The organism is Taibaiella helva, from assembly GCF_003545695.1.
In the GTDB taxonomy this organism is placed as follows: domain Bacteria; phylum Bacteroidota; class Bacteroidia; order Chitinophagales; family Chitinophagaceae; genus Taibaiella; species Taibaiella helva.
Map to the genome: position 1 here is coordinate 235,250 of NZ_QUZZ01000008.1, position 20,393 is coordinate 255,642.

A 20,393-nucleotide genomic window follows, 5' to 3' on the forward strand; every position below is an offset into this window, starting at 1 on the left:
ATTTTTGTGCGGACGCGATAAGTCCTTTACCCCGCATTGCAAGCCGACACCTTTCTGTCACCCTGCCAGGAAGATCTCTTGTCTTTGCCCGCCGCCGGAGACACTATGAAGAGAATACTATTGTTGCTTGTATGCCTGCTGCCTTTGGGTCTGTACGCCAGGGAAACTCCCAAAACAGATACGCTGGACCTCGGGAAAGCCGTGCCGGAAACGGTGTACGATGGCTTCGGCTTCAACTTAAACTATGACGAAGGTGAGCAGCACCTCTGGCGCTTCAGCACGAACGACAGCGCCATCTTTGTGAGCGCAGACTATGATGATGCTACCTGGACACTGCATCCATCCCTGTTTCCTGATGAGGAAATGCAGAAAAGGGGCCTCGCCGGCCACACCGGCTGGTTACGCTTGCGGATAAAGGGCGATTCGGCTATGGCAGGCAAACCTGTTGCCCTGGTCTTCAACGGGAATGGTGCTATGGCCGTTTACCTCAATGGTACGCTGATCGGTCGTGCAGGCAACTTTAGCGATAAAGGCAAGGGCAGCTATGTCAGTCTTTCCTCGCGGCCGGTGTTCTTCTCGCTTCCCGCTGCCGGTACTTATGTGCTGTCTGTACGCTACGAGAACAAGGACGCGACGCGGTTTGAAGATCCCAGCTGGGGCTTTTCCCTGGCGATACAAAGGGTAGGCGTTTTTTATCATATGTTCAGGGGCAACCTGATTGTTACCTCTGTAGCGCTTATTGGTGTCGGTATGGTATTCACCACCTTGTTCCTGGTGCATTTCCTGCTTTTTCTTTTTTACCGGAAAGAAATATCCAATCTTTATTTTGCGCTCTTCTGCCTCAGCGCCGGCCTGTTGCTGCTTCTGCTGTATTATGGTTACGTATCAGAACGGGTGTTCCTGCACAATTATACCAATGCTGTTGTCTTGCTGATATGCTGTATCACCAGCTGTTTCTCGCTGACCGCTTTTACCGTCCAACTGTTCAGCCGGAAAAAAGCATTCCTGTGGATCATGCTTGGGCTGAGTGCCGTGGTGACAGCCCTTTCGCTGTCGGATGTTTTTTATAATACCGATTATTCATCGACAGGCATGCTGCTCCTGGTAGTCCTGTCGTTCGGCTATGCCATCGTCCGGATTGTGATCGCGATATTCCGCCGCGTCCCCGGCGCCCTCATCCTGGGTGCAGGTGTGCTGCTCTTTGTCTGTACCTTCCTGGTCCTTTTCCTGCAGGTCATCTTTATGGGCTCCGTTGGGATTAACAACCTGGTATTCCTGTTCTTTGTTCTTGCTGTATTCAGTATTCCCTTGTCCATCTCCTCTTATCTTGCCTGGCGCTTTGCTGCTATCAATAAGAACCTGTCGAAGCAGCTGGTTACCGTGGAACAGCTCTCTTCTGAAAAGCAGGTCATATTGCAAAACCAGAAGGAATCTTTAGAACTGGAGGTAGCTGAACGGACGAAGGAAGTACTGCGGCAAAAAAAGGAGATCGAAGCAGAAAAGCAGAAGTCAGATGAGCTATTGCGAAACATCCTGCCTTCGGAAATTGCAGAGGAGCTGAAGCTACGGGGCGAGTCGAAGGCGCAGCTCTATGATGAGGCATCCGTACTCTTTACTGATTTTGTCAATTTCACCCGCATCTCGGAACAGTTGGGTGTCGAGGAGCTGCTGCAGGAGCTGAACATCAATTTCACTGCCTTTGATCGTATTATGGAAAAGTACGGCCTGGAAAAAATAAAGACCATCGGCGATGCTTACCTGGCAGTCAGCGGCCTGCCCGTAGCGCATCCCCGTCATGCGCAGCTGGCCGTGCTGGCCGCATTGGATATTCTCGATTTCGTCGCTGCCAGGAAGAAGCAGGTGCCCTACGGCCTGGATATCCGGATAGGAATCAACTCCGGCTCCCTGATCGCCGGTATCATTGGTGTCAAGAAGTTTGCTTATGATATATGGGGTGACACGGTCAATACTGCCGCACGCATGGAGCAGAACAGCGAGGCCGGGAAGATCAATATCTCTGAAAATACGTATCAGCTGATCCGTACGGAATTCATCTGTGTGCACCGCGGAAAGGTCGGGGCCAAGCATAAAGGTGATATGGACATGTATTTCGTGGAAAGCAGTATAGACGGGCCGGCACCGGTGCTGTAATTTAAAATGAACGACCTATGAAACCTGTTTTATTTTTGTTCCTGCTGCTGTGGTGCACCGGTTATGCCATGGCGCAGCCATCGGGTAGTGCCGATTACTATGTAACAGGGGAAGTGTATCGTGGCAAAGCCCAGGGCATACCGTTAAACAAGCCCTGGCGGTTTCATGCCGGCGACAGCGTACAGTGGGCCGGCTCCGATTACGACGACAGCCATTGGACAAAGATCAACACCAGCTTTGAAGAAAAGGAAATAAAGACCCTGAAGCAGGCCGGCTTTAAACAGATCGGCTGGTTCCGTACCACGGTCTTTTTTGATTCGGCTGCTATTCAAAAATCGCTGGCCATAAAGATCACCAACAGCGGAGCCATGAGCATCTACCTGAATGGGGTGCTGCTGGATACTTATGGCACTTTTGAACAGAAGGGCAAATCAGTGTATGAAAACCAGGAGCAACCTTTGCTGCTCAATATAAAATCGCCTGGAAAGTATACGCTGGCCGTCCGCTATGAAAATAAAGATGTCTACAAAGACCAGATGATCTTCGTAGATGCAGGGTTTCAGGTGGGGATTACTTCCTCTGAGATAGCAGTATGGAGTGCCTTGAAAGCGTTATATACCCTTTCTGTAATGCTGCTCCCCACGGGTTCTGTTTTCCTCGCTCTTTTTGCGATACATTTCCTTTTGTTCCTCTTCTATAGGGAAGACCGTTCCAATCTTTACTTTGCCTTATTCAATCTCGGTGTGGGCCTTATGCTTATGCTGCTGTTTGTGCTTACCGATACCATAAGCGTGCGCCTGCAGCAGCAACTGAGCCCGGTATGGGTATTCTGTGTGCTGCTGGCTGTATTCGGGCTCAGCACATTTATCAACCACTTGTTCGGCAGCTTCGGCTGGCGCTACCGTATCATCACCCTGCTCAATATCCTTAGTCTTTTTACGTTCATCTTCTTTCTTGACAGCGGTATTATTTCCTATATACCACTGGCTTTATTTTTGCTGGTAGCCCTGGAAACGATCGTGCTCATCATTGTCGCTATCGTGAAAAAGCGGCCCGGCGCCCGTATCCTTGGCCTGGGTATCCTGTTCTTCTTCGGCTCGATCGTCTTTATTGCGGCTGTGGCAGCGATTACCGGCGGCTTCAGCGTCAACGGCAACGACACCTGGGCGCTGGCGCTGATGGCCGTTTTCCTGGTGCTGTTCATTTTCAGCATACCCCTATCCATATCCGCCTATCTCGCCTGGAAGTTTTCCAACACCAATAAAAGCCTGAAGGACCAGGTGGCAGCCGTAGAGCGGCTTTCGGGGGAGAAGCAGACCATTCTCGAGAACCAGAAAGAAGCCCTGGAAATAGAGGTGACAGCCCGTACCCGGGAGGTGCTGCATCAGAAGCAGCAGATCGAGCAGGAAAAGAAGAAATCAGACGACCTGCTGCTCAATATCCTGCCGGCTGAAGTAGCGGAAGAGCTGAAAGAGAACGGCGCTACCAGGGCCCGCTATTTCGATCATGTCTCCGTGCTGTTCACCGACTTCGTCAACTTCACCCATATTGCCGAGCAGCTTACACCCGAGGAGCTGGTGCAGGAGCTGCATGAATGTTTTCGCGGCTTTGATGAGATCATCGAGCGCAATCATATGGAAAAGATCAAAACCATAGGCGATGCTTACCTGGCCGTTAGCGGTATGCCCTCTAACGACGAGCGGCATGCCTATCATGCTGTAAAAGCCGGCCTGGAGATCATCGAATTTATCCAGGCCCGCCAGCAGAAAAAGGCCGCGTTTGAAGTGAGGGTAGGGATCAACTCGGGCTCGCTGGTGGCCGGTATCGTAGGCGTAAAGAAATTTGCCTACGACATATGGGGCGATACCGTCAATATGGCTTCCCGTATGGAAAGCAACAGCGAAGCGGGCAGGGTGAACATCTCCGAGAGCACGCATGAGCTGGTAAAGAACGATTTCAGCTTTACCTATCGGGGAAAGATCCATGCCAAGAACAAAGGTGAGGTGGACATGTATTTTGTACGGAGTAAAAAGTAATATTGCAGCAATGAAGTATTGGATTGTGTTTTTCATAGGGTGCTTATTGCAGGCGACAGGTATGGCGTGCTATGGTCAGCCCGGTGATACAACGGCACAGCGGATTGCGGAGATCAGGAATAAGCTTGCAAGGACCGCCAATGACAGCGCAAAAGCGTATTGGCAGATGGAATTGGGCCGCAGGCTGCTGTCCGGAAAAGCCTATGACGAGGCGATCGCTTCATTTAGACAATCACTCGCCTACCAGGAACGGATAAAAGATTACAGGGCGATCGCAAAGGTGAAAACCAGCATTGCACAGGGCTATAATGTAAGACTGGATACTAAAAATGCATTAGCCTACCTGGAAGAGGCCAGGATAGCGGCGGAGAAAAGCAGCGATAAGCGGCTGCTGGCAACGGGCTATACCAACCTGATCGCTGCTTATAACAGGGCGGGCATTACAGCAAAAGGTTGGGACTATGCCCAGAAGCTGCTGCGCCTGGGACAAACGGAAGACGACGCGAAAATGATGGGTGCCGCTTACTATTATTCCGGTTATTTCTATCATCTGAACGGTAATATGGATAAAGCAATGGAGCAATACGCCGCTGCACTGCATCAATACACCGTAGCCCGGGACACACCGATGATCGCCAGCCTGCAGATCAATATGGGCGAATACTATAACAGCATGGGACAGCTGGATAGTGCGAAGCGTTATTATAACCGTTCGCTGCAAACTTATACCCGCCTGAATGATAAGGCGAAGCTTGCGGCATTATACCTGCGATTGGGCGGGCTTTATACAGCCGGAGATGATGCGAAGAGCATTACAGAGCTGAGCGGTAAAGCGCTCTCACTGGCCAGGGAGCTGGATGATAAAGAGCTGATCGCCTTTTATGGTTTCAATGTGGAGCGTATCCGCTGTGCCGAACTTTTTCAATCGATCGGGCTGGCAAACGGCAAGCCGGCGCCCAGTGCGGCGCAGCGTAAAATACTGGAAGAGGCCATTGGTAAAATGGAAGCTTACGAACAGGATTACCGGAAAGTTACTGTCAACTATGTAGAGCTGGCGCGGATGTCTCAGACGATGTCCTATGTGCGTCAGGCTTTGGGTGACTATGAGGGCGCGCTAAGTGACTATACCGCCTATATTGCTTACAAAGACAGCTTTTCCAGTGCAGACAACCAGAAGCAATTTGCTGCAGTCGAAGCTAAATATGCTTTTGAAAAATCGAGGGATTCTCTTCGCCTGAAAGAAGAGCAAAAGCGGATCGAGCTGGAAAAGGAAATGGAGCTGCATGCGCTCCGGTTCGAATACGACAAGAAGCGTGCCCTGGCCAGAACAGAAGCAGAACGTAAGCAATTGCTGTTTGAAGAAGAGCTGAAAAGAAAAGCTATAGAAACAGAATATGTCCGCAGCAGAGAAGCGGCACAAACGAAATATGAGCAGGGCATAATATTGGCCAAAGCCAATGAAGAAAAGGAACGGGCGCTTTCGCTCGCAAGGCTCAGGAAGTCGCGCAATACCCGGAATATGTCGCTGCTGGGAGCAGGCGTGCTGCTGGTGCTGGCAGGCATTGCAGGATATGGATATGCCCAGAAGCGAAAGGATAACCGGAAGATCGCAGAGGAAAAGAAACGAAGCGATGATCTGCTGCTCAATATACTGCCTGCCGAAGTAGCAGAGGAGCTGAAGTCCAGCGGGCATGCGGTGGCACAGCAATATAACCATACAACCGTCCTGTTCACCGATTTCGTCAGCTTCACCCAGGTGTCGGAGCGGTTGGGCGTACAGGAGCTGGTCAACGAGCTGAATATTTATTTCACTGCCTTTGATGGGATCATGGAAAAACACGGCCTTGAAAAGATCAAAACGATAGGAGATGCTTACCTGGCGGTAAGCGGCTTGCCGGTAGAGAAGGAAGCGCACGCCCGGAACGCAGTAAAGGCAGCGCTGGATATTATTGAATTCGTAACGCGGCGAAAACAAACAGCGGCGAACGGATTGGATATCCGGATCGGGATCAACTCGGGGAGTCTTATCGCCGGCATTATCGGCGTGAAGAAATTTGCTTACGACATATGGGGCGATACTGTGAATACGGCGGCGCGCATGGAGCAAAGCGGCGCGCCGGGCAAAGTGAATATTTCCGGGAGCACTTACGAGCTGGTCAAAGATGATTTCGCCTGTACCTACCGGGGAAAGGTAGATGCCAAAAACAAAGGTGGCATGGATATGTATTTTGTGGAAGGTATAATGTACAGCAATAACTAATTTTATGGATCGCATTCATTGAACACTATAACTATGCAATACGAAAAGGTAAAGACATTTATCCTCGACAAGCTGGCACAGGAGCTGCCACAGCATCTTTCTTATCATAGCGTAGGCCACGTAAAGGATGTTTGCCAGGCGACGGAAGCCATCGCGGGGCAGGAGGGCATTGCAGGCGAAGGCCTTACCCTGCTGCTGACTGCAGCTCTGTTCCACGACTCGGGTTTCCTGTTCGGCGCAGCCGAGCATGAGAAAAAGTCCTGCGAGATTGCCCGGCAATACCTGCCCGGCTTCGGCTATACGCCGGAGCAGATCGTGAAGATAGAAGGCATGATTATGGCCACACGTATCCCGCAAACGCCGCATAACCTGCTGGAGGAGATCCTGGCCGATGCCGACCTGGATTACCTGGGCCGCGACGACTTCTTTACGATCGGTAACCGCTTGTACGATGAGCTGGCCATGTATGGTATCGTCAACGATAGGAACGACTGGAACCGGCTGCAAATCCGGTTCCTGGAAAATCATCATTACTTTACCCAGACGGCGATCCGCAACCGGAAAGCTAAAAAAGACGAACACCTGCAATATATAAAAGCGCAGCTCGATAATGGATAAAACGCATCATTCTTCCCCCGCTTCGATCGTCCAGGATACGGTCTACCTTATCCTGGGCATACTTTCTGCCAGCCTGGGCCTGAAAAGCTTCCTGGTGCCCAATCACTTCCTGGACGGCGGCCTTACGGGTACCTCGCTCCTGCTCCACGAGGTCTTTCACTGGCCCCTGGGCCTGGTGCTTATCCTCATCAATATTCCCTTTATCATCATGGGCGCGGTCCAGGTGGGCAAGCATTTTGCCATTCGTACCTCGCTGGCCGTGATCGGCATAGCGTTGTGCCTGCAGTTTGTACACTTTCCCGAGATCACGCACGATAAGCTGCTGGTTGCGATCTTCGGCGGGTTTTTCCTGGGGCTTGGTATTGGCCTGTCCATGCGCGGCGGCGGCGCCATAGACGGCATTGAGGTGCTGGCTTTATTTACCCTGAAACGAAGCAGCTTCAGTATCACAGAAATTATACTCGGCATGAATATTATCATTTTCCTGATCGCCGGTATTTATATGCGTTTTGAAGTGGCCCTGTATGCGATGCTTACTTACTATGTAGCCAGCCAGACCACCAAGTATGTGATCGAAGGGATCGAAGCTTATACTGGCGTTACCATTATCTCGGCCGAAAGCGAAGAGATCAAGAAAGCCCTGGTGATGACCATGGGACGGGGTATTACGGTATACAAAGGTGAGCGCGGCTTTATGAAAGAGAACTTCGACCTGAGCAATGATGTCGATATCGTATTCACCATCATTACCCGCCTGGAAGTGCGCCGCCTGAAGAACCTGGTAGCCGATATCGATCCCAAGGCCTTTGTCTTTACCCATACGATAAGAGAAGCCTCTGGCGGCATTCTCAAGAAGATCGTGAAGCACTGATACAACCTTTTTCTCCCTTCACCATCCGGCAGAAGCAGCAATGCTTCTGCCGGATTATTTACAGGCTTACTCAGCGTACAGGCTATAGATCTCCCTGATGTCCTTCAGTATCTTGTCGAAGTCGATCTTCAGGTCGATCAGCTTGCCGGTGCGGATATCGAATACCCAGCCATGTACCCGCAGGCCGCGCTCTTTATACGCTTCCTGTACGGCCGCGGTCTTGATCAGGTTCACGCATTGCTCCTGCACATTGAGCTCGACCAGGCGATCGTAGCGCTTTCCTTCATCGGTTATCGCATTCAGCTCATCCTTATGGAGGCGGTACACATCCCTTATGTTTCGCAGCCAGGGATTGAGTATGCCCATGTCGGCGGGTTGCATCGCGGCCTTTACGCCGCCGCAGTTGTAGTGCCCGCATACGACGACATGATTGACTTTAAGGTGGCGCACGGCATAGTTCAATACCGACATCACACTCAGGTCCACATTATTGACCAGGTTGGCGATATTACGGTGCACAAAGGCCTCGCCGGGCTGCAGGCCCATAATGTCTTCCGCTGTTACCCGGCTGTCGGAGCAGCCGATGTACAGCAGTTCGGGCGTCTGTCCCTGTGCGAGGTGCTCAAAGTAGGCAGGATCGGCTTCCAGCCTGGCCTTGATCCATTGCTCATTGTTCCGGAATACGGTTTCTATATTCATAGGATGTAAAATGAAAGTACAGTCAAATGTAAGGAAGATACGGCGCAATAAAAGGATATCCGGGCAGGTATCCGGATTGCCCCGGGCCATCGGCGTGAGCATGAATAACAATTTTATACCATTGTTTGCGCCTGTTTTGGCGGGCCAATGCTTACCTTTATGCTTTAAGGCCCCCGGAATACAAGCCGGTAGCCGTTTTCAATATATAAAGCTTATGTCAAAAAAGAAGAGTCATAAACAACATATACCTAAAAAACAAAAGGCCGCCGCCAAAAACAGGAGCGGTGGTAAAACCGTAGTAGGCAAGCTGGACGTTTCGCGCTCAGGCCTGGGATTTGTAGGCGTGGAAGGCCAGGAGCAGGACGTGCTGGTAAGGCCGGAAGACATGCTGAACGCCTTCAATGGCGACGAAGTGAAAGTAAGGATCACCTATATATCGGGCAAAGGACGGCCTGAAGGCGTGATCACCGAAGTGGTGAAAAGAGTCCAGACCGAATTTACCGGCAGGCTCGAGGTCAGCGACAAGTTCGCTTTCCTGCTGCCCGACAATGAAAAAATGCGTACCGATATTTTCATTCCCCTGCATGCGCTCAATGGCGGCCGTAATGGCGAAAGAGCTATTGCCAGAGTGATGGAATGGCCCTCGGGATCGAAGAACCCGGTAGGGGAGATCGTGGAGGTGCTGAGCAACGAAAGGGAGAACGAGATCGCGATGAAAAGCATTCTTACCGAAGCGGGCTTCCCCCTGCGGTTTTCAGACGATGCGCTGGAAGAGGCTGCCCGTATCCCCGACCTGCTCGACAGCGCGGAGATCAAAAAACGGAAAGATTGCCGCGACGTGCTCACTTTTACTATCGACCCGGTGGATGCCAAGGATTTTGACGACGCCATTTCCATCCGCCCCCTGAAAGGCGGCTATTACGAAGTAGGCGTGCATATCGCCGACGTGAGCTATTATGTGCCGCCCGATACCCAATTAGACAAGGAAGCTTACGAAAGAGCCACCTCGGTGTATCTGCCCGACAGGGTGCTGCCGATGCTGCCTGAGCATATTTCCAACGTACTGTGTTCGCTGCGGCCCAATGAAGATAAGTTTACTTTCTCTGCCATCTTTCAGATCAATAAAGAGGCAAAGATCAAGCAGTACTGGATCGGCCGCACCGTGATCCATTCCGATCGTCGCTTCACCTATGAAGAAGCGCAGCAGGTAATCGAGACCGGCCAGGGCGACCATGCTGAAGCAGTCCTGCTGCTGCACAACATCTCCCAGAAGCTGCGCGCAGAGCGCTTTAAAAAAGGCGCCATCAACTTTTCTTCCCAGGAAGTACGCTTCAAGCTGGATGAAAAGGGTATTCCTATCGGGCTCGAGATCAAGGAAAGCAAAGAAGCCAACCAGCTGATCGAAGAGCTGATGCTGCTGGCCAACAGGACCGTCGCGGGTTTTGTGGAGAAAAGATCGGTAAACAACAACCCGATCCCTTTCCCTTACCGCGTGCACGATGTGCCCAACGAAGATAAGCTGGCCGTGTTTGCGGCGTTTGCTTCCCGGTTCGGCTATAAGTTCAACCTTAACGATCCCGCTAAGATTGCCCGCTCCTTTAACGAGATGCTGGCTGCTGTGCAGGGAAAGCCTGAGCAACATGTGCTGGAGCAGCTGGGCATCCGTACCATGGCCAAGGCGATCTATACAACAGACAATATCGGCCACTATGGCCTGGGCTTCGACAGCTATTGCCATTTTACCTCTCCCATACGCCGCTATCCCGACGTGATGGTGCACCGTATCGTGCAGCAGTGTATCGATGAAAAAGTAAAAGTCGACAAGAAGATGGAGGCCAGGTGCCGTCACTGCAGCGACCAGGAACGCAAGGCTATGGAAGCGGAACGCGCTGCCAATAAGTATAAGCAGGTGGAATATATGCAACGCTTCGTCGGCGATACATTTGATGCTGTTATCAGCGGTGTGTCCACCTTCGGTTTTTGGGCCGAGACGGTGGAGCACAAATGCGAAGGCCTGGTTTCCGTTGCCGACCTGGCCGAGCTCGACGAATTTACCTTCCTGGAGTCAGATTATGCGCTGGTGGGGCTTCATACCGGAAGGCGGTTTCGCATCGGCGATAAAGTGCAGATACAGGTAACGGCCACCAGTCTGGAAAAACGGCAGATCGATTTTGCCTATGTGCCCAACCAGCCGGCAAAGGCTGCACAGCCAAAAGCCGCCCGTAAAAGGAAGGGGGCAGATACGCAGAAAACGGGCATAGATAAAAAAGCAAAGAAGAAATAAACGGCACTAAGGGTTTTTTACAGGGTATCGTCTCTTATAGGAGAAAGGGTAATTTTACTTTAAAAAAATTAGAGAAAATAAAAATTATCATTACATTTACTCCCATTCTGAAAAACGTATTATTGAAATGAAAAAAATACTCCTTGTCGGTGCTGCCTGCGCTTTGGTCTTTGCTGCCTGTCAGAAAAAAGAAGATACGGATCCTATCGACGTATCCAAAACGACTTATCTGAAAAACGGCAAGTGGCAGCTGAAAGGCCTGATGTGGCTACCTGATATCGACGACAGCATGGGAGTGCCTGTAGATCAGTATACGCCGCTGCCCGGCTGCAAAAAGGACAATTATTATGTTTTTACTTCTATCAACAGGACCACTTATTATGAGGGAGATACCAAGTGCAATATAGCCGATCCGGATACTGTTGTTCTGGGCTATACCTTGTCGGACAATGATAAGCACCTGGAGCTGTATGACAATCCTGATGATGAAAATCACAATATCCTGCTTTCCGGCGACGTAGCCTATCCTTCGATAGATACGTTTGTGGTAACCTATATGAAGCGCAATCCGATCGATACGACTAAAACTTCCCGCTATACGGAAAAGTACGTTAAGATACCGTAACCAGGTTTAAGCAGCATTGCTTGCAAAAGTTTCAGAAAGCCGGGCTTAGCCCGGCTTTCTTATTGTTCCCATCTTTCCTTCCTGTAACCTTGCTCCGTGGGAGCAAAACAGGGCAGCCTGGGAAATATCTGCATCCAGCAGCTTTATGTCGGCGTGTACAACAGTGAAGGAACTGGCTAATAGCCGGAGCAATTCCCTTTCGCTCCAATTTCAGCCAGGACTTATTTTGTATGTACTGTCGCAATGTGGTAATATATTATGTTTTTATATTTGTCTTGTTACTTTTGTTTAAATTCAGGCCAACTAATATACTTTTTACACAGCCAAATGTGTTTGGCCTCATAAGATTCAACAGTTAGTGCATCTGCTAAATCCTGTTTTTAAAATTACTAGAAAATGAATACAGCCTACCTTTTATTTAGGTAGGCTATTTTGTCCCATCAAGGGTTAACTGGTGAGGTGGCGTTCCTAAAAGAGAAGGGGAATAAAACCAACCCCGTTATTTATTATGCGGAGCGCATTTTTACCAAGATGGGACAATGTTTCAAACTGATCTTCTGCAGATGCAGAAGAGATCCTAGAAGTGGGAAAACTATTTGCACTAAGAGAGAAGGTTCATTCTTCAAGTTCTCTGTGAAAGCGGATTGTCACCATCGGGGAGCTATAGCTATTATATCGAGATTGTCTTCCTGGATGGAAAGAAGTGAAGCTCAGGGGAGATGTTACACTGATTCGCTAGGGGAGACTGGTTATAAAGAGGCTCATTGCTAAAAGAATAAGCCTTACTCCATGAATAAAGCGTCCCGGCTACCCGGGACGCTTTATTTATAATAAAACATTTAGCAACGCTTATTCGTCATCGCTATCATAAAACAGCTGATCTGCTTTGGCTTTCGCTATCCTTTTGCCGTAGGCGATACGGGTGATCACCACAAACAGCACTGGTACGATAAAAATCGCCAGCAGGGTAGCGGCCAGCATACCGCCCAGTACTGTCCAGCCGATTGTTTGCCGGGAGATGGCGCCTGCACCGGAAGAGAAGACCAGGGGCAGGATACCCAGGATGAAGGCCATAGAGGTCATAATGATCGGGCGCAGACGCAACTTCACCGCATCCAGCGTAGCCGGTACCACGGCAATACCATGATCCACACGCTCCTTGGCAAATTCCACGATCAGGATCGCGTTCTTCGCCGCCAGGCCGATCAGCGTAATCAAACCGATCTGGGCATATACGTTATTGGTCAGCTTCGGCAGGAAGTACAAGGTAAGGATCGCGCCGAATGCCCCAATAGGCACCGCCAGCATTACCGAGAAGGGGATCGACCAGCTCTCATACAGGGCCGCCAGGAACAGGAATACGAACACAATGGACAGGGAGAAGATCAGTACGGTGCTGTTGCCCGACAGGATCTCCTCGCGGGACATACCGGCAAATTCGTAACCGTAGCCCTCCGGCAGAGTCTTGTCTGCCAGGTCTTTCAGCGCCTCAATGGCCTGGCCGCTACTGTAGCCGGGCGCAGCATTACCATTGATCTCCGCATTCCTAAAGATGTTGAAATGCGACAGTACCGGTGCATTTTCGATCACTTTATAGGTGGTTACAGCGCTTAGCGGCACCATAGTGCCCTGGCTGTTCTTTACATAGTATTTACCCAGGTCCTTAATATCGCCACGGAAGGCTTCGTCTGCCTGGGTCACCACGCGGAAGTTACGGCCATAGGTTGTGAAGTCGTTGATATAGGCACTGCCCAGGAAGGTTTGCATGGTCTGGTAAACGTCGGCGATATTAACGCCCAGCTTCTTCGCCAGCTCACGGTCCACATCCACCTGATAAGCCGGTGTCTTGGCTGTAAAGAAAGAAAATACGCCTTTCAGCTCCGGCCTTTGGTTGGCAGCCATTACAAAGTTGTTTATCACTTTTTCAAACTGCTTTACATCATCGGTGCTGGATCGCTGCTGCAGCTCGAAGGTGAAGCCGCCGGTCTGGCCGAGACCAGGGATCGCAGGAGGAGAGATCACCAGCACCCTGGCACTTTTGATGGCGGCAAATTTTTTGTTCAGTGTATCCATTATACCCTGCAACTTCAAGGCATCGGTCTTACGTTCATCCCAGGGATCGAGCGAGGTAAATACCGTACCGGCGTTGGGTTTCATAGAGAAGTTGATCACATTTAAGCCGCCAAGGCCGGCATAGTGCCTGACGCCTTTCGTGCGGTCAAGGATAGACATGATGGTGTCCAATACTTCGATGCTGCGGGTGGTAGACGAAGCGTCGGGCAGCTCGTAGGTAATGAACAAACGGCCTTCGTCTTCAGTAGGGATAAAGCCTGTGGGCTTGGACTTGAACAGGAATACGGTACCCACGATGATGCACAGCAGCAGGATCAGCGCATAACGGGCGCCCTTAATGGTACGGCGTACGCCGATCGTGTATTTCAGGCTGACTTTGCGGAACCATTCGTTGAACAGGTAGAAGAACTTGTTCAGTCCCCTTGATTCCTTACGAACCTCGCTGGGCTTCAGCAACAGGGAACACAATGCCGGCGTCAGCGTAAGGGCTACGAAAGCCGAGATCAGCACCGATACGGCAATGGTAATGGCAAACTGCTGGTACAGGCGGCCCACAAGGCCGGGGATAAAGCCTACGGGTACGAATACTGCGGCCAGGATAAGCGCGATAGCAATTACCGGCGCCGAGATATCCTTCATTGCCTTGCGCGTTGCTTCCTTAGCCGGTATACGCTCATGATCGATATAGTGCTGCACCGCTTCCACCACCACGATGGCGTCATCCACCACGATACCGATGGCCAGCACGAAGCCGAACATGGTCAGCGTATTGATGGTAAAGCCCAGCGGAATGAAGAAGATAAAGGTACCCAGGATCGATACCGGGATTGCCAGCACGGGGATCAGCGTAGCGCGCCAGTTCTGCAGGAAGAGGAATACCACCAGGGTTACCAGCAGCAGGGCTTCCACCAGGGTATGCACCACTTCTTCGATCGATACCTGTACTACGGATACCGATTCGAAGGGTACCACATAATCGATATCCTTGGGGAAGGTCTTTTTCAGCTCTTCCATTTTCTTGGTGATGCCTTCGGCAGTTTCCAGGGCATTGCTTCCAGGCGCCTGGTATACCAGCAGGTAAGACGCCCTTTTGCCATCTACAAAGGAATTGCTCGCATAGGAGAACTTACCCAGCTGCACACGGGCAATGTCTTTGAGGTAGACGATATTGCCCTGGCCGGGATTGTTGCGTATTACGATGTTCTCAAACTGCTTTGTGGTATTGAGACGGCTGTTGGTGAACACCGTATATTCAAAAGTCTGTGTATGCTGCTGGGGCGGTGCACCTACCGAACCGGCAGCAACCTGCAGGTTCTGCTCCTGCAATGCGGCAGCCACTTCCGAAGTGCTCATGCCCAGCTGGGCCATCTTCTCCGGATCGAGCCAGATACGCATACTGAAATCATCGGCGCGGGTAAAGATGTCGCCCACACCTTTCACGCGCAGCAGCGCATCCTTTACGAAGATATTGGTATAGTTATCCGTAAAAGTCACGTCGTGTGTGCCTTTGGGCGAAAAGAGCGCCACCAGCATCAGGATGCTGGGATTACGTTTACGGGTGGTAAGGCCCAGGCGTTTTACTTGCTCGGGCAGGGTAGGCTCGGCAATGCTCACGCGGTTCTGCACATCGAGCGTAGCCACATCGATATTGGTGCCCAGCTCAAAATTGACCGTAATGGAGCTACGACCGTCGCTGGTGCTGGTGCTCGACATATAGGTCATGCCCGGCGTACCATTGATCTGCGTTTCGATGGGTGTCGTCATCGTTTGCTCCACCGTAAGGGCGTCGGCACCGGTAAAGGCGCCCGATACCTGCACAGTGGGTGGTGTGATCTCAGGATATTGGCCTATCGGGAGGTTCATAATGGCGATTATCCCTACCAGCGCGATCACCAGTGAGATCACGATAGCGGTCACCGGGCGTTTAATAAAAGTTTCTGCGATCATCTTTAGGAATGTTTTTCCGCGTACAGCGGGGCGCTGCTGCAGTTATCAATTCATCGGTTGATTAATGAGCTTGCAAATGGAAAGGCCTAGCCTTTCTTCGGCGGTGCTTGTCCGCCCTGTTGTGGTGCTCCGGCTGCTCCGGGCGCGCCTACCTGTATCCTGGCGCCTTCCCTTACCCTTTGCAGGCCTTCGGTCACGATCTTCTGTCCCGGCTTCAGCCCGTCCTTGATCACCACTTTATCTTTAATAGGCGTGCCCAGCGCCACCTTGGTCTGGGTTACGGTATTGCTGTCGGTAACCACATACACAAAGTACTCGCCCATCTGTTCCGTTACGGCCTTGTTGGGGATCAGTACTTCCTGGCCGCCCTGGCTGTGGTAAAGCCTGAGTGTGGCGCTCATACCAGGACGCAGCTTTTTCTCGCTGTTGGGGAAAGCCAGTCGTACCCTTATAGTCCCGGTACGGGCATCTACGGCGCGGTCTACAGAAGCGACTCTACCGGGAAGATCATACAAAGTCTGATCCGCCAGCTTAATGGTAAAGAGCGAATCTTTCTCAGGATTCGGATTGGCCTGCAATGTAGCAAAGCCCGGCAGGTCTTTCTGATCGAGGAAGAAGTCTACGGCAATCGGATCGTCGGTAGAAATGGTATTGAGCAAAGTGCTTCCCGGCGATACTGCGGCGCCCAGCTTCACCAGCGAGATACCGATCGTACCGCTGAAAGGCGCTACAATATTGGAATATTTCAGATTGGTCTGGACGCTTCTTACACCGGCTTCCGCAGCGCGTACTTGCATTTTAGCACCTTCCAGGTCGGCCAGGGCATGGTCCAGCACCTGTTTGGCAATAGCGTCTTTTTTATCCAGCGCAGTATAGCGGTCGGCATCCTGCTGGGCCTTGTTCAGGTTGGCTTTGGCCACGGCCAGGTTGGCCTGTGCTTCGTTGACACCGGCCTGGTAGGCTTGCTGATCGATGGTGTACAGCAGCTGTCCCTGGTTTACATGCTGACCATCTTTGAAATGGATCGCAGTAATATAACCGGATACCTGTGGCCGTAGTTCGACCTCGTTAAGCGCGGTCACCGTTGCGGGATACTCTTCATGATAAGCCGTATGCGCTTCGGCTACGGTCTCCACTTCCACCGAGGCCGGGGGCGGAGGAGGAGGGGTGTCGTTTTTGCCACCGCAGGAAGCCAGGGCAAATGCGGCGCCCAGGAAAACGGGCAGGGATATATAAGCGGAACGTTTCATAATATGTTGTTGTGTTTTCGGATCAGAGAAAAAGGATTAATGTACCTGCACTACACCCAGCGCGCGTTCAAGATCAAGCTTACTGCCCAGCAGCTGGTAGAGCGCGTTGCTGTAGTTGAGCTCGGCCGTCCGCAGATCGGTTTGCGCCGTGATCACTTCCAGGTAGGCTTTAATGCCTGACCGGTACTGCAGCTCGATCGTATTGAATACTTCCTGCGCAATGGCCACATTTTGTCTTAAGGTATAAAAATCGTTGAGGTAGCCCTTATAGGCGGCCAGCGCCTGGCTTACCTCTGTGCTGATGCTGTTCCGCATCTGCTCCAGGTCGAAGTTCACGCGCTCCGATTGAAGCTTGGCCTGCTTCATATTCTGTACCCTCCTGAAGCCCTGGAACAGCGGGATGCCTACACGTACACCGGCAAAAGAGTTGGGGTAGTTGTCGCGGTAGAGTTTGTCGAAATCGTTGTTCAGGTAGTTCAGGTTATAGTTGCCGTAAGCTTGTACGGTGGGAATGAACTGCCATTTATAATAGTTGTAATTGATCTCCTGCAGGCGTTTCTGGGTTTCCAGCTGTTGGTATTCCACGCGGTTTCTTGCCAGTGCGCTGGCCGAGGTATCCATAATGGCCAGGGTCTCCAGCCTGGACGAATCGTAGCTGAGCTGGAGTGAAAGGCTGTCGGGAAGCCCCATTTGCAGCTTAAGGAAAGAATACTTTGCCTTAAGGGCCTCTTCAGCCGTTTTGCGCTGGGCCTTGGTGTTGTTCAGCGCAATGGTTGCTCTTTTATAGTCTACCTTATCCACGATGCCGCCCTCGTACTGGTTGTAGGAGTCGCTGAGACTGCGGTTAAGGCGCACCAGGTCTTCATCCAGCACGCGCAGCTGGTCGCGGGTCAGCAATACATCGTAAAAAGCCTTGCCAACATTCACGGTAAGATCGATCTTGTTGAGGACCACATTCTGGGAAGCCTGCCTGCGTACCTCTTTGGCGCTGTTGCTGGCCAGCAGGGCATCGCTGCTGAAGAGGTTCTGCGTTAAGCCAAATTGCCCGGCCGAAGTATTGCGCAGGCCCAGCGGAATCAGCTGACCATTGATATTGGATACCTGCAGCTGGAACGCATGTTGCACATTATAATCAAAACGCAGCTGCGGATACCAGTCAGCCAGCTTGCTTTTAATACCATGCTCGGCAATCTGCTGATCCAGCAGGGACTGCTGCAGGGCTGGGCTGTGCTCATAGGCATACTGAAGACATTGTTCCAGGCTGAAGGTAGCCGGCGTTGCGTTTTGCTGCTGCTGCGCCTTACCCGGTGTCGTGCAAGTCAGAAGCAGAAGCAAAGCTGGAATGGAAGATAACCTCATCAGGATATTGGATTATTTTATTTTTTGAAACGCCTCTGTAGGCAATTGAAGCGCCGTACCGCGCCGCAAAGATACGTACTCCTGAAAATTAATTAAACGTTTGTTTAAATAATTAACGTCACTTGCAACGATTCTGATACCCCAACCGCGATTTATTGACTTAAATCAGTTCGCAACTAATGAATATCAATTGCTTCTGTTAAATTGGGGTTATCGATAACAACTATAGGATTTATTGATAGGTAAATTTTCTGCTGGACTAAGCCTGGCTGCTGCATTAAACACGGAAAGCCGGCCCTATAGACCGGCTTTCCGCTGATTCGTTTAATGAGATCTTATTCTTCTTCAAAAAATTCCTGAAGCGCCTCGAAGTAAACCTCGTTCCAGCCCTCCACCATATCTTCATAAGCCTCATCGGGTATATTGGTATGCCGCAGCTCTACGGAAGTACCTTCTTTGTGCTCGTGAAGTTTGATGGTCACTATGGACGCCGCTTCGGCCTCATCTCCGAAGTACCATTCCTGCACGATCTTTTTGCCGGGATCGAATTCCAGGTTACGTCCCTCTATGCTGCCGTCAAACAAGGAGAACTCCGAGCCGGGCTCAGTGCTCATTTCAGCCGGCTCGCCGGTCCACAGGCGTATGGTATGCGGTGTGGTCAGCGCCAGGTAGACGGCTTCGGGCGCTGCAGGCAGAATAAAATATTTCTTATAATCTTTCATAGCAGGTTCGGTGGTTAAAGGCTGCTGATCACTTTATAACGGATGATCCTTTTGATAGAAGCTTCTATCTGGCGGCTGAGGGCATCGTTGCCGGCGAGCGCAGCGACGATCTTCTTGTTCAGTGCGGCGGCATTCTTGGGCATCAATACCAGGTCTATACCGGCCTCAACGGCTTTCCAGTCGGCATCGGGCACTTTAGCGGCAGCTTCCATATTAAGCGCGTCTGTAGTGATAATACCGTTAAACTTCAGCTGCTCCCGCAGCAGGCCGGTCACGATCACACGGGACAGGGTAGAGGGGAGGCCGCCGGTATTATAGGTTTTATTGTTCCTGACCACGATGTGACCCACCATAACGGCCACGGGCGGTGTAGCCGACTGGATAATACGTTTAAAGGTAGGCAGCTCCGTCAGCTCGCCGTCGATAAAGACGGACTGCTTGTGCGAATCGCCTTTAACGGCGCCATGACCCGGGAAATGCTTCAGCGTAGCGCCGATGCCTGCCTCCTGCGAGGTGGCAACAAATTGCTCAGACAGTGTGCTGATCTCTTCGGGATCGCTGCCGAAGGAACGTTTGTTGATCACCGATTTGTTGAGCGCGATATCGACCACCGGGGCAAAGTTGAGCTGCACGCCTGCTTTCTTCACCACTTCGTTGATCTTCTCCGTATTCTCTGTTACTGCTGCTGCATCCTTTTGTTCTGACGCGGGTTTGATGCCTGTGACATCGGTCCACTTGCCGGGGAGCAGGGTAGGCTCGCAATCGCAGGCAAACAAGGGCTTCAGCTTGCCTTTCTGTGCTTTCAGCTGGTTCAGCTCGCGGGTCTCCTGCCTGAACTCGGTCGATTGTCCTTTAAGAAAAACAACGTTGGCGGCGATATCCTGCAGCACAAGCGCTTTTGCGGCGCTGTAGGGATAGCCCAGCTTTTCCGAAGTGCTGCTGGCCGTCATGATCATCTGCGCGGCCTTTTCCTGCACGCTTAAGGAGCGGTATATGGAATCGACCATAGCATTGATGCGGGCATCGGGATGAAAGAACTGACCGGCAAGGGATCTTTCTGTTTGCGGTGGTTCCGGTATGGCTTCTTTGCCTGTTTCATCCGGGGCGCCGGCATTGCCTTTGCAGGCAGCGAGCATCAGGCAGCAGAAGAGCAGTTGTTTCAGCATAGCATCTTTTTATTAACGACGGTAAAAGTAACGCCGGTCTCGGCCGTGAAGGTAAATTGATTTTCATGAACGAAAAAGAGAAGCTTGTCTTAACCCCGGAAGGGAGCTGCCCCGCGAAGGGGCAGCTCCTGCTCTATATAAAACAATAAACGAAAAAGCTTATTTTCTTTTGCGCGTCGATGACCTTTTGCAGGTCGCGCCAGTCGTAATAATGGATCAATCGTAAAATCTGGGGGATTAGTAAAAAAGCGTTTGCTTTGCGAGCTAAAAAATAACTGTTTTGTCCGATCCGTATTTGGAGCTCATCTCCCTGACCCTACCCGAAGGCCTTC

At 51.3% G+C, this 20,393-nt stretch carries 13 protein-coding genes; 7 read left to right on the plus strand and 6 right to left on the minus strand.

Annotation, left to right across the window (positions count from 1 at the left end; all coding sequences use genetic code 11):
• The first annotated feature begins 105 nt into the window (after positions 1–105).
• Genes DZC79_RS14470 through DZC79_RS14490 form a run of 5 tightly spaced genes read left to right on the plus strand, consistent with a single transcriptional unit; the run spans position 106 to position 7,936 of the window.
• Entirely contained in the window at positions 106–2,151 is a 2,046-nt protein-coding gene (locus DZC79_RS14470) for an adenylate/guanylate cyclase domain-containing protein (RefSeq protein ID WP_118952305.1), read from the plus strand.
• Positions 2,152–2,168: 17 nt separating this feature from the next.
• Positions 2,169–4,187 carry an adenylate/guanylate cyclase domain-containing protein gene (locus DZC79_RS14475; RefSeq protein WP_118952306.1) on the plus strand — a complete coding sequence of 673 codons (2,019 nt, stop codon included), beginning with the start codon at positions 2,169–2,171 and terminating at the stop codon, positions 4,185–4,187.
• Positions 4,188–4,197: 10 nt separating this feature from the next.
• Positions 4,198–6,447 (plus strand): adenylate/guanylate cyclase domain-containing protein, encoded by a 2,250-nt coding sequence (locus tag DZC79_RS14480; RefSeq protein WP_198666901.1) that lies wholly within the window; start codon positions 4,198–4,200, stop codon positions 6,445–6,447.
• A 33-nt stretch (positions 6,448–6,480) separates the two neighbouring features.
• Positions 6,481–7,065 (plus strand): HD domain-containing protein, encoded by a 585-nt coding sequence (locus tag DZC79_RS14485; RefSeq protein WP_118952308.1) that lies wholly within the window; start codon positions 6,481–6,483, stop codon positions 7,063–7,065.
• Entirely contained in the window at positions 7,058–7,936 is an 879-nt protein-coding gene (locus tag DZC79_RS14490; protein WP_118952309.1) for a YitT family protein, read from the plus strand. The genes DZC79_RS14485 and DZC79_RS14490 overlap by 8 nt, the downstream gene beginning before the upstream one ends.
• 66 nt (positions 7,937–8,002) lie before the next feature.
• Here DZC79_RS14490 and DZC79_RS14495 read toward each other — a convergent pair whose 3' ends face one another.
• A complete protein-coding gene (locus tag DZC79_RS14495; RefSeq protein ID WP_118952333.1) occupies positions 8,003–8,635 on the minus strand; it encodes a carbonic anhydrase in 633 nt (210 codons plus the stop codon).
• A 214-nt stretch (positions 8,636–8,849) separates the two neighbouring features.
• On the opposite strand from DZC79_RS14495, the gene rnr reads away from it, so the two are divergent.
• Positions 8,850–10,919 (plus strand): ribonuclease R, encoded by a 2,070-nt coding sequence (rnr, locus tag DZC79_RS14500; RefSeq protein ID WP_118952310.1) that lies wholly within the window; start codon positions 8,850–8,852, stop codon positions 10,917–10,919.
• Between the two features lie 127 nt (positions 10,920–11,046).
• Positions 11,047–11,544: a hypothetical protein gene (locus tag DZC79_RS14505; RefSeq protein ID WP_118952311.1), complete on the plus strand. Its 498-nt coding sequence runs from the start codon at positions 11,047–11,049 to the stop codon at positions 11,542–11,544.
• An 849-nt stretch (positions 11,545–12,393) separates the two neighbouring features.
• On the opposite strand, the gene DZC79_RS14510 is transcribed toward DZC79_RS14505, so the two are convergent.
• The 5 genes from DZC79_RS14510 to DZC79_RS14530 form a co-directional block, all read right to left on the minus strand.
• Positions 12,394–15,564, minus strand: a complete 3,171-nt coding sequence (locus DZC79_RS14510) for an efflux RND transporter permease subunit (RefSeq protein WP_118952312.1) — start codon at positions 15,562–15,564, stop codon at positions 12,394–12,396.
• Positions 15,565–15,650: 86 nt separating this feature from the next.
• Entirely contained in the window at positions 15,651–16,814 is a 1,164-nt protein-coding gene (locus DZC79_RS14515; RefSeq protein ID WP_118952313.1) for an efflux RND transporter periplasmic adaptor subunit, read from the minus strand.
• Between the two features lie 36 nt (positions 16,815–16,850).
• Positions 16,851–18,149 carry a TolC family protein gene (locus DZC79_RS14520; RefSeq protein ID WP_198666902.1) on the minus strand — a complete coding sequence of 433 codons (1,299 nt, stop codon included), beginning with the start codon at positions 18,147–18,149 and terminating at the stop codon, positions 16,851–16,853.
• A 359-nt stretch (positions 18,150–18,508) separates the two neighbouring features.
• Positions 18,509–18,895, minus strand: a complete 387-nt coding sequence (locus tag DZC79_RS14525) for an SRPBCC domain-containing protein (RefSeq protein ID WP_118952315.1) — start codon at positions 18,893–18,895, stop codon at positions 18,509–18,511.
• A gap of 14 nt (positions 18,896–18,909) precedes the next feature.
• Positions 18,910–20,061 carry a glycoside hydrolase family 3 N-terminal domain-containing protein gene (locus DZC79_RS14530; protein WP_118952316.1) on the minus strand — a complete coding sequence of 384 codons (1,152 nt, stop codon included), beginning with the start codon at positions 20,059–20,061 and terminating at the stop codon, positions 18,910–18,912.
• Between the last annotated feature and the right edge of the window lie 332 nt (positions 20,062–20,393).

What these genes read in the sequence shown, in the direction of transcription:
- DZC79_RS14470 (WP_118952305.1), top strand. Translation starts at nt 106, where the DNA reads ATGAAGAGAATACTATTGTTGCTTGTATGCCTGCTGCCTTTGGGTCTG.
- DZC79_RS14475 (WP_118952306.1), top strand. Translation starts at nt 2,169, where the DNA reads ATGAAACCTGTTTTATTTTTGTTCCTGCTGCTGTGGTGCACCGGTTAT.
- DZC79_RS14480 (WP_198666901.1), top strand. Translation starts at nt 4,198, where the DNA reads ATGAAGTATTGGATTGTGTTTTTCATAGGGTGCTTATTGCAGGCGACA.
- DZC79_RS14485 (WP_118952308.1), top strand. Translation starts at nt 6,481, where the DNA reads ATGCAATACGAAAAGGTAAAGACATTTATCCTCGACAAGCTGGCACAG.
- DZC79_RS14490 (WP_118952309.1), top strand. Translation starts at nt 7,058, where the DNA reads ATGGATAAAACGCATCATTCTTCCCCCGCTTCGATCGTCCAGGATACG.
- DZC79_RS14495 (WP_118952333.1), bottom strand. Translation starts at nt 8,635, where the DNA reads ATGAATATAGAAACCGTATTCCGGAACAATGAGCAATGGATCAAGGCC.
- rnr (WP_118952310.1), top strand. Translation starts at nt 8,850, where the DNA reads ATGTCAAAAAAGAAGAGTCATAAACAACATATACCTAAAAAACAAAAG.
- DZC79_RS14505 (WP_118952311.1), top strand. Translation starts at nt 11,047, where the DNA reads ATGAAAAAAATACTCCTTGTCGGTGCTGCCTGCGCTTTGGTCTTTGCT.
- DZC79_RS14510 (WP_118952312.1), bottom strand. Translation starts at nt 15,564, where the DNA reads ATGATCGCAGAAACTTTTATTAAACGCCCGGTGACCGCTATCGTGATC.
- DZC79_RS14515 (WP_118952313.1), bottom strand. Translation starts at nt 16,814, where the DNA reads ATGAAACGTTCCGCTTATATATCCCTGCCCGTTTTCCTGGGCGCCGCA.
- DZC79_RS14525 (WP_118952315.1), bottom strand. Translation starts at nt 18,895, where the DNA reads ATGAAAGATTATAAGAAATATTTTATTCTGCCTGCAGCGCCCGAAGCC.
- DZC79_RS14530 (WP_118952316.1), bottom strand. Translation starts at nt 20,061, where the DNA reads ATGCTGAAACAACTGCTCTTCTGCTGCCTGATGCTCGCTGCCTGCAAA.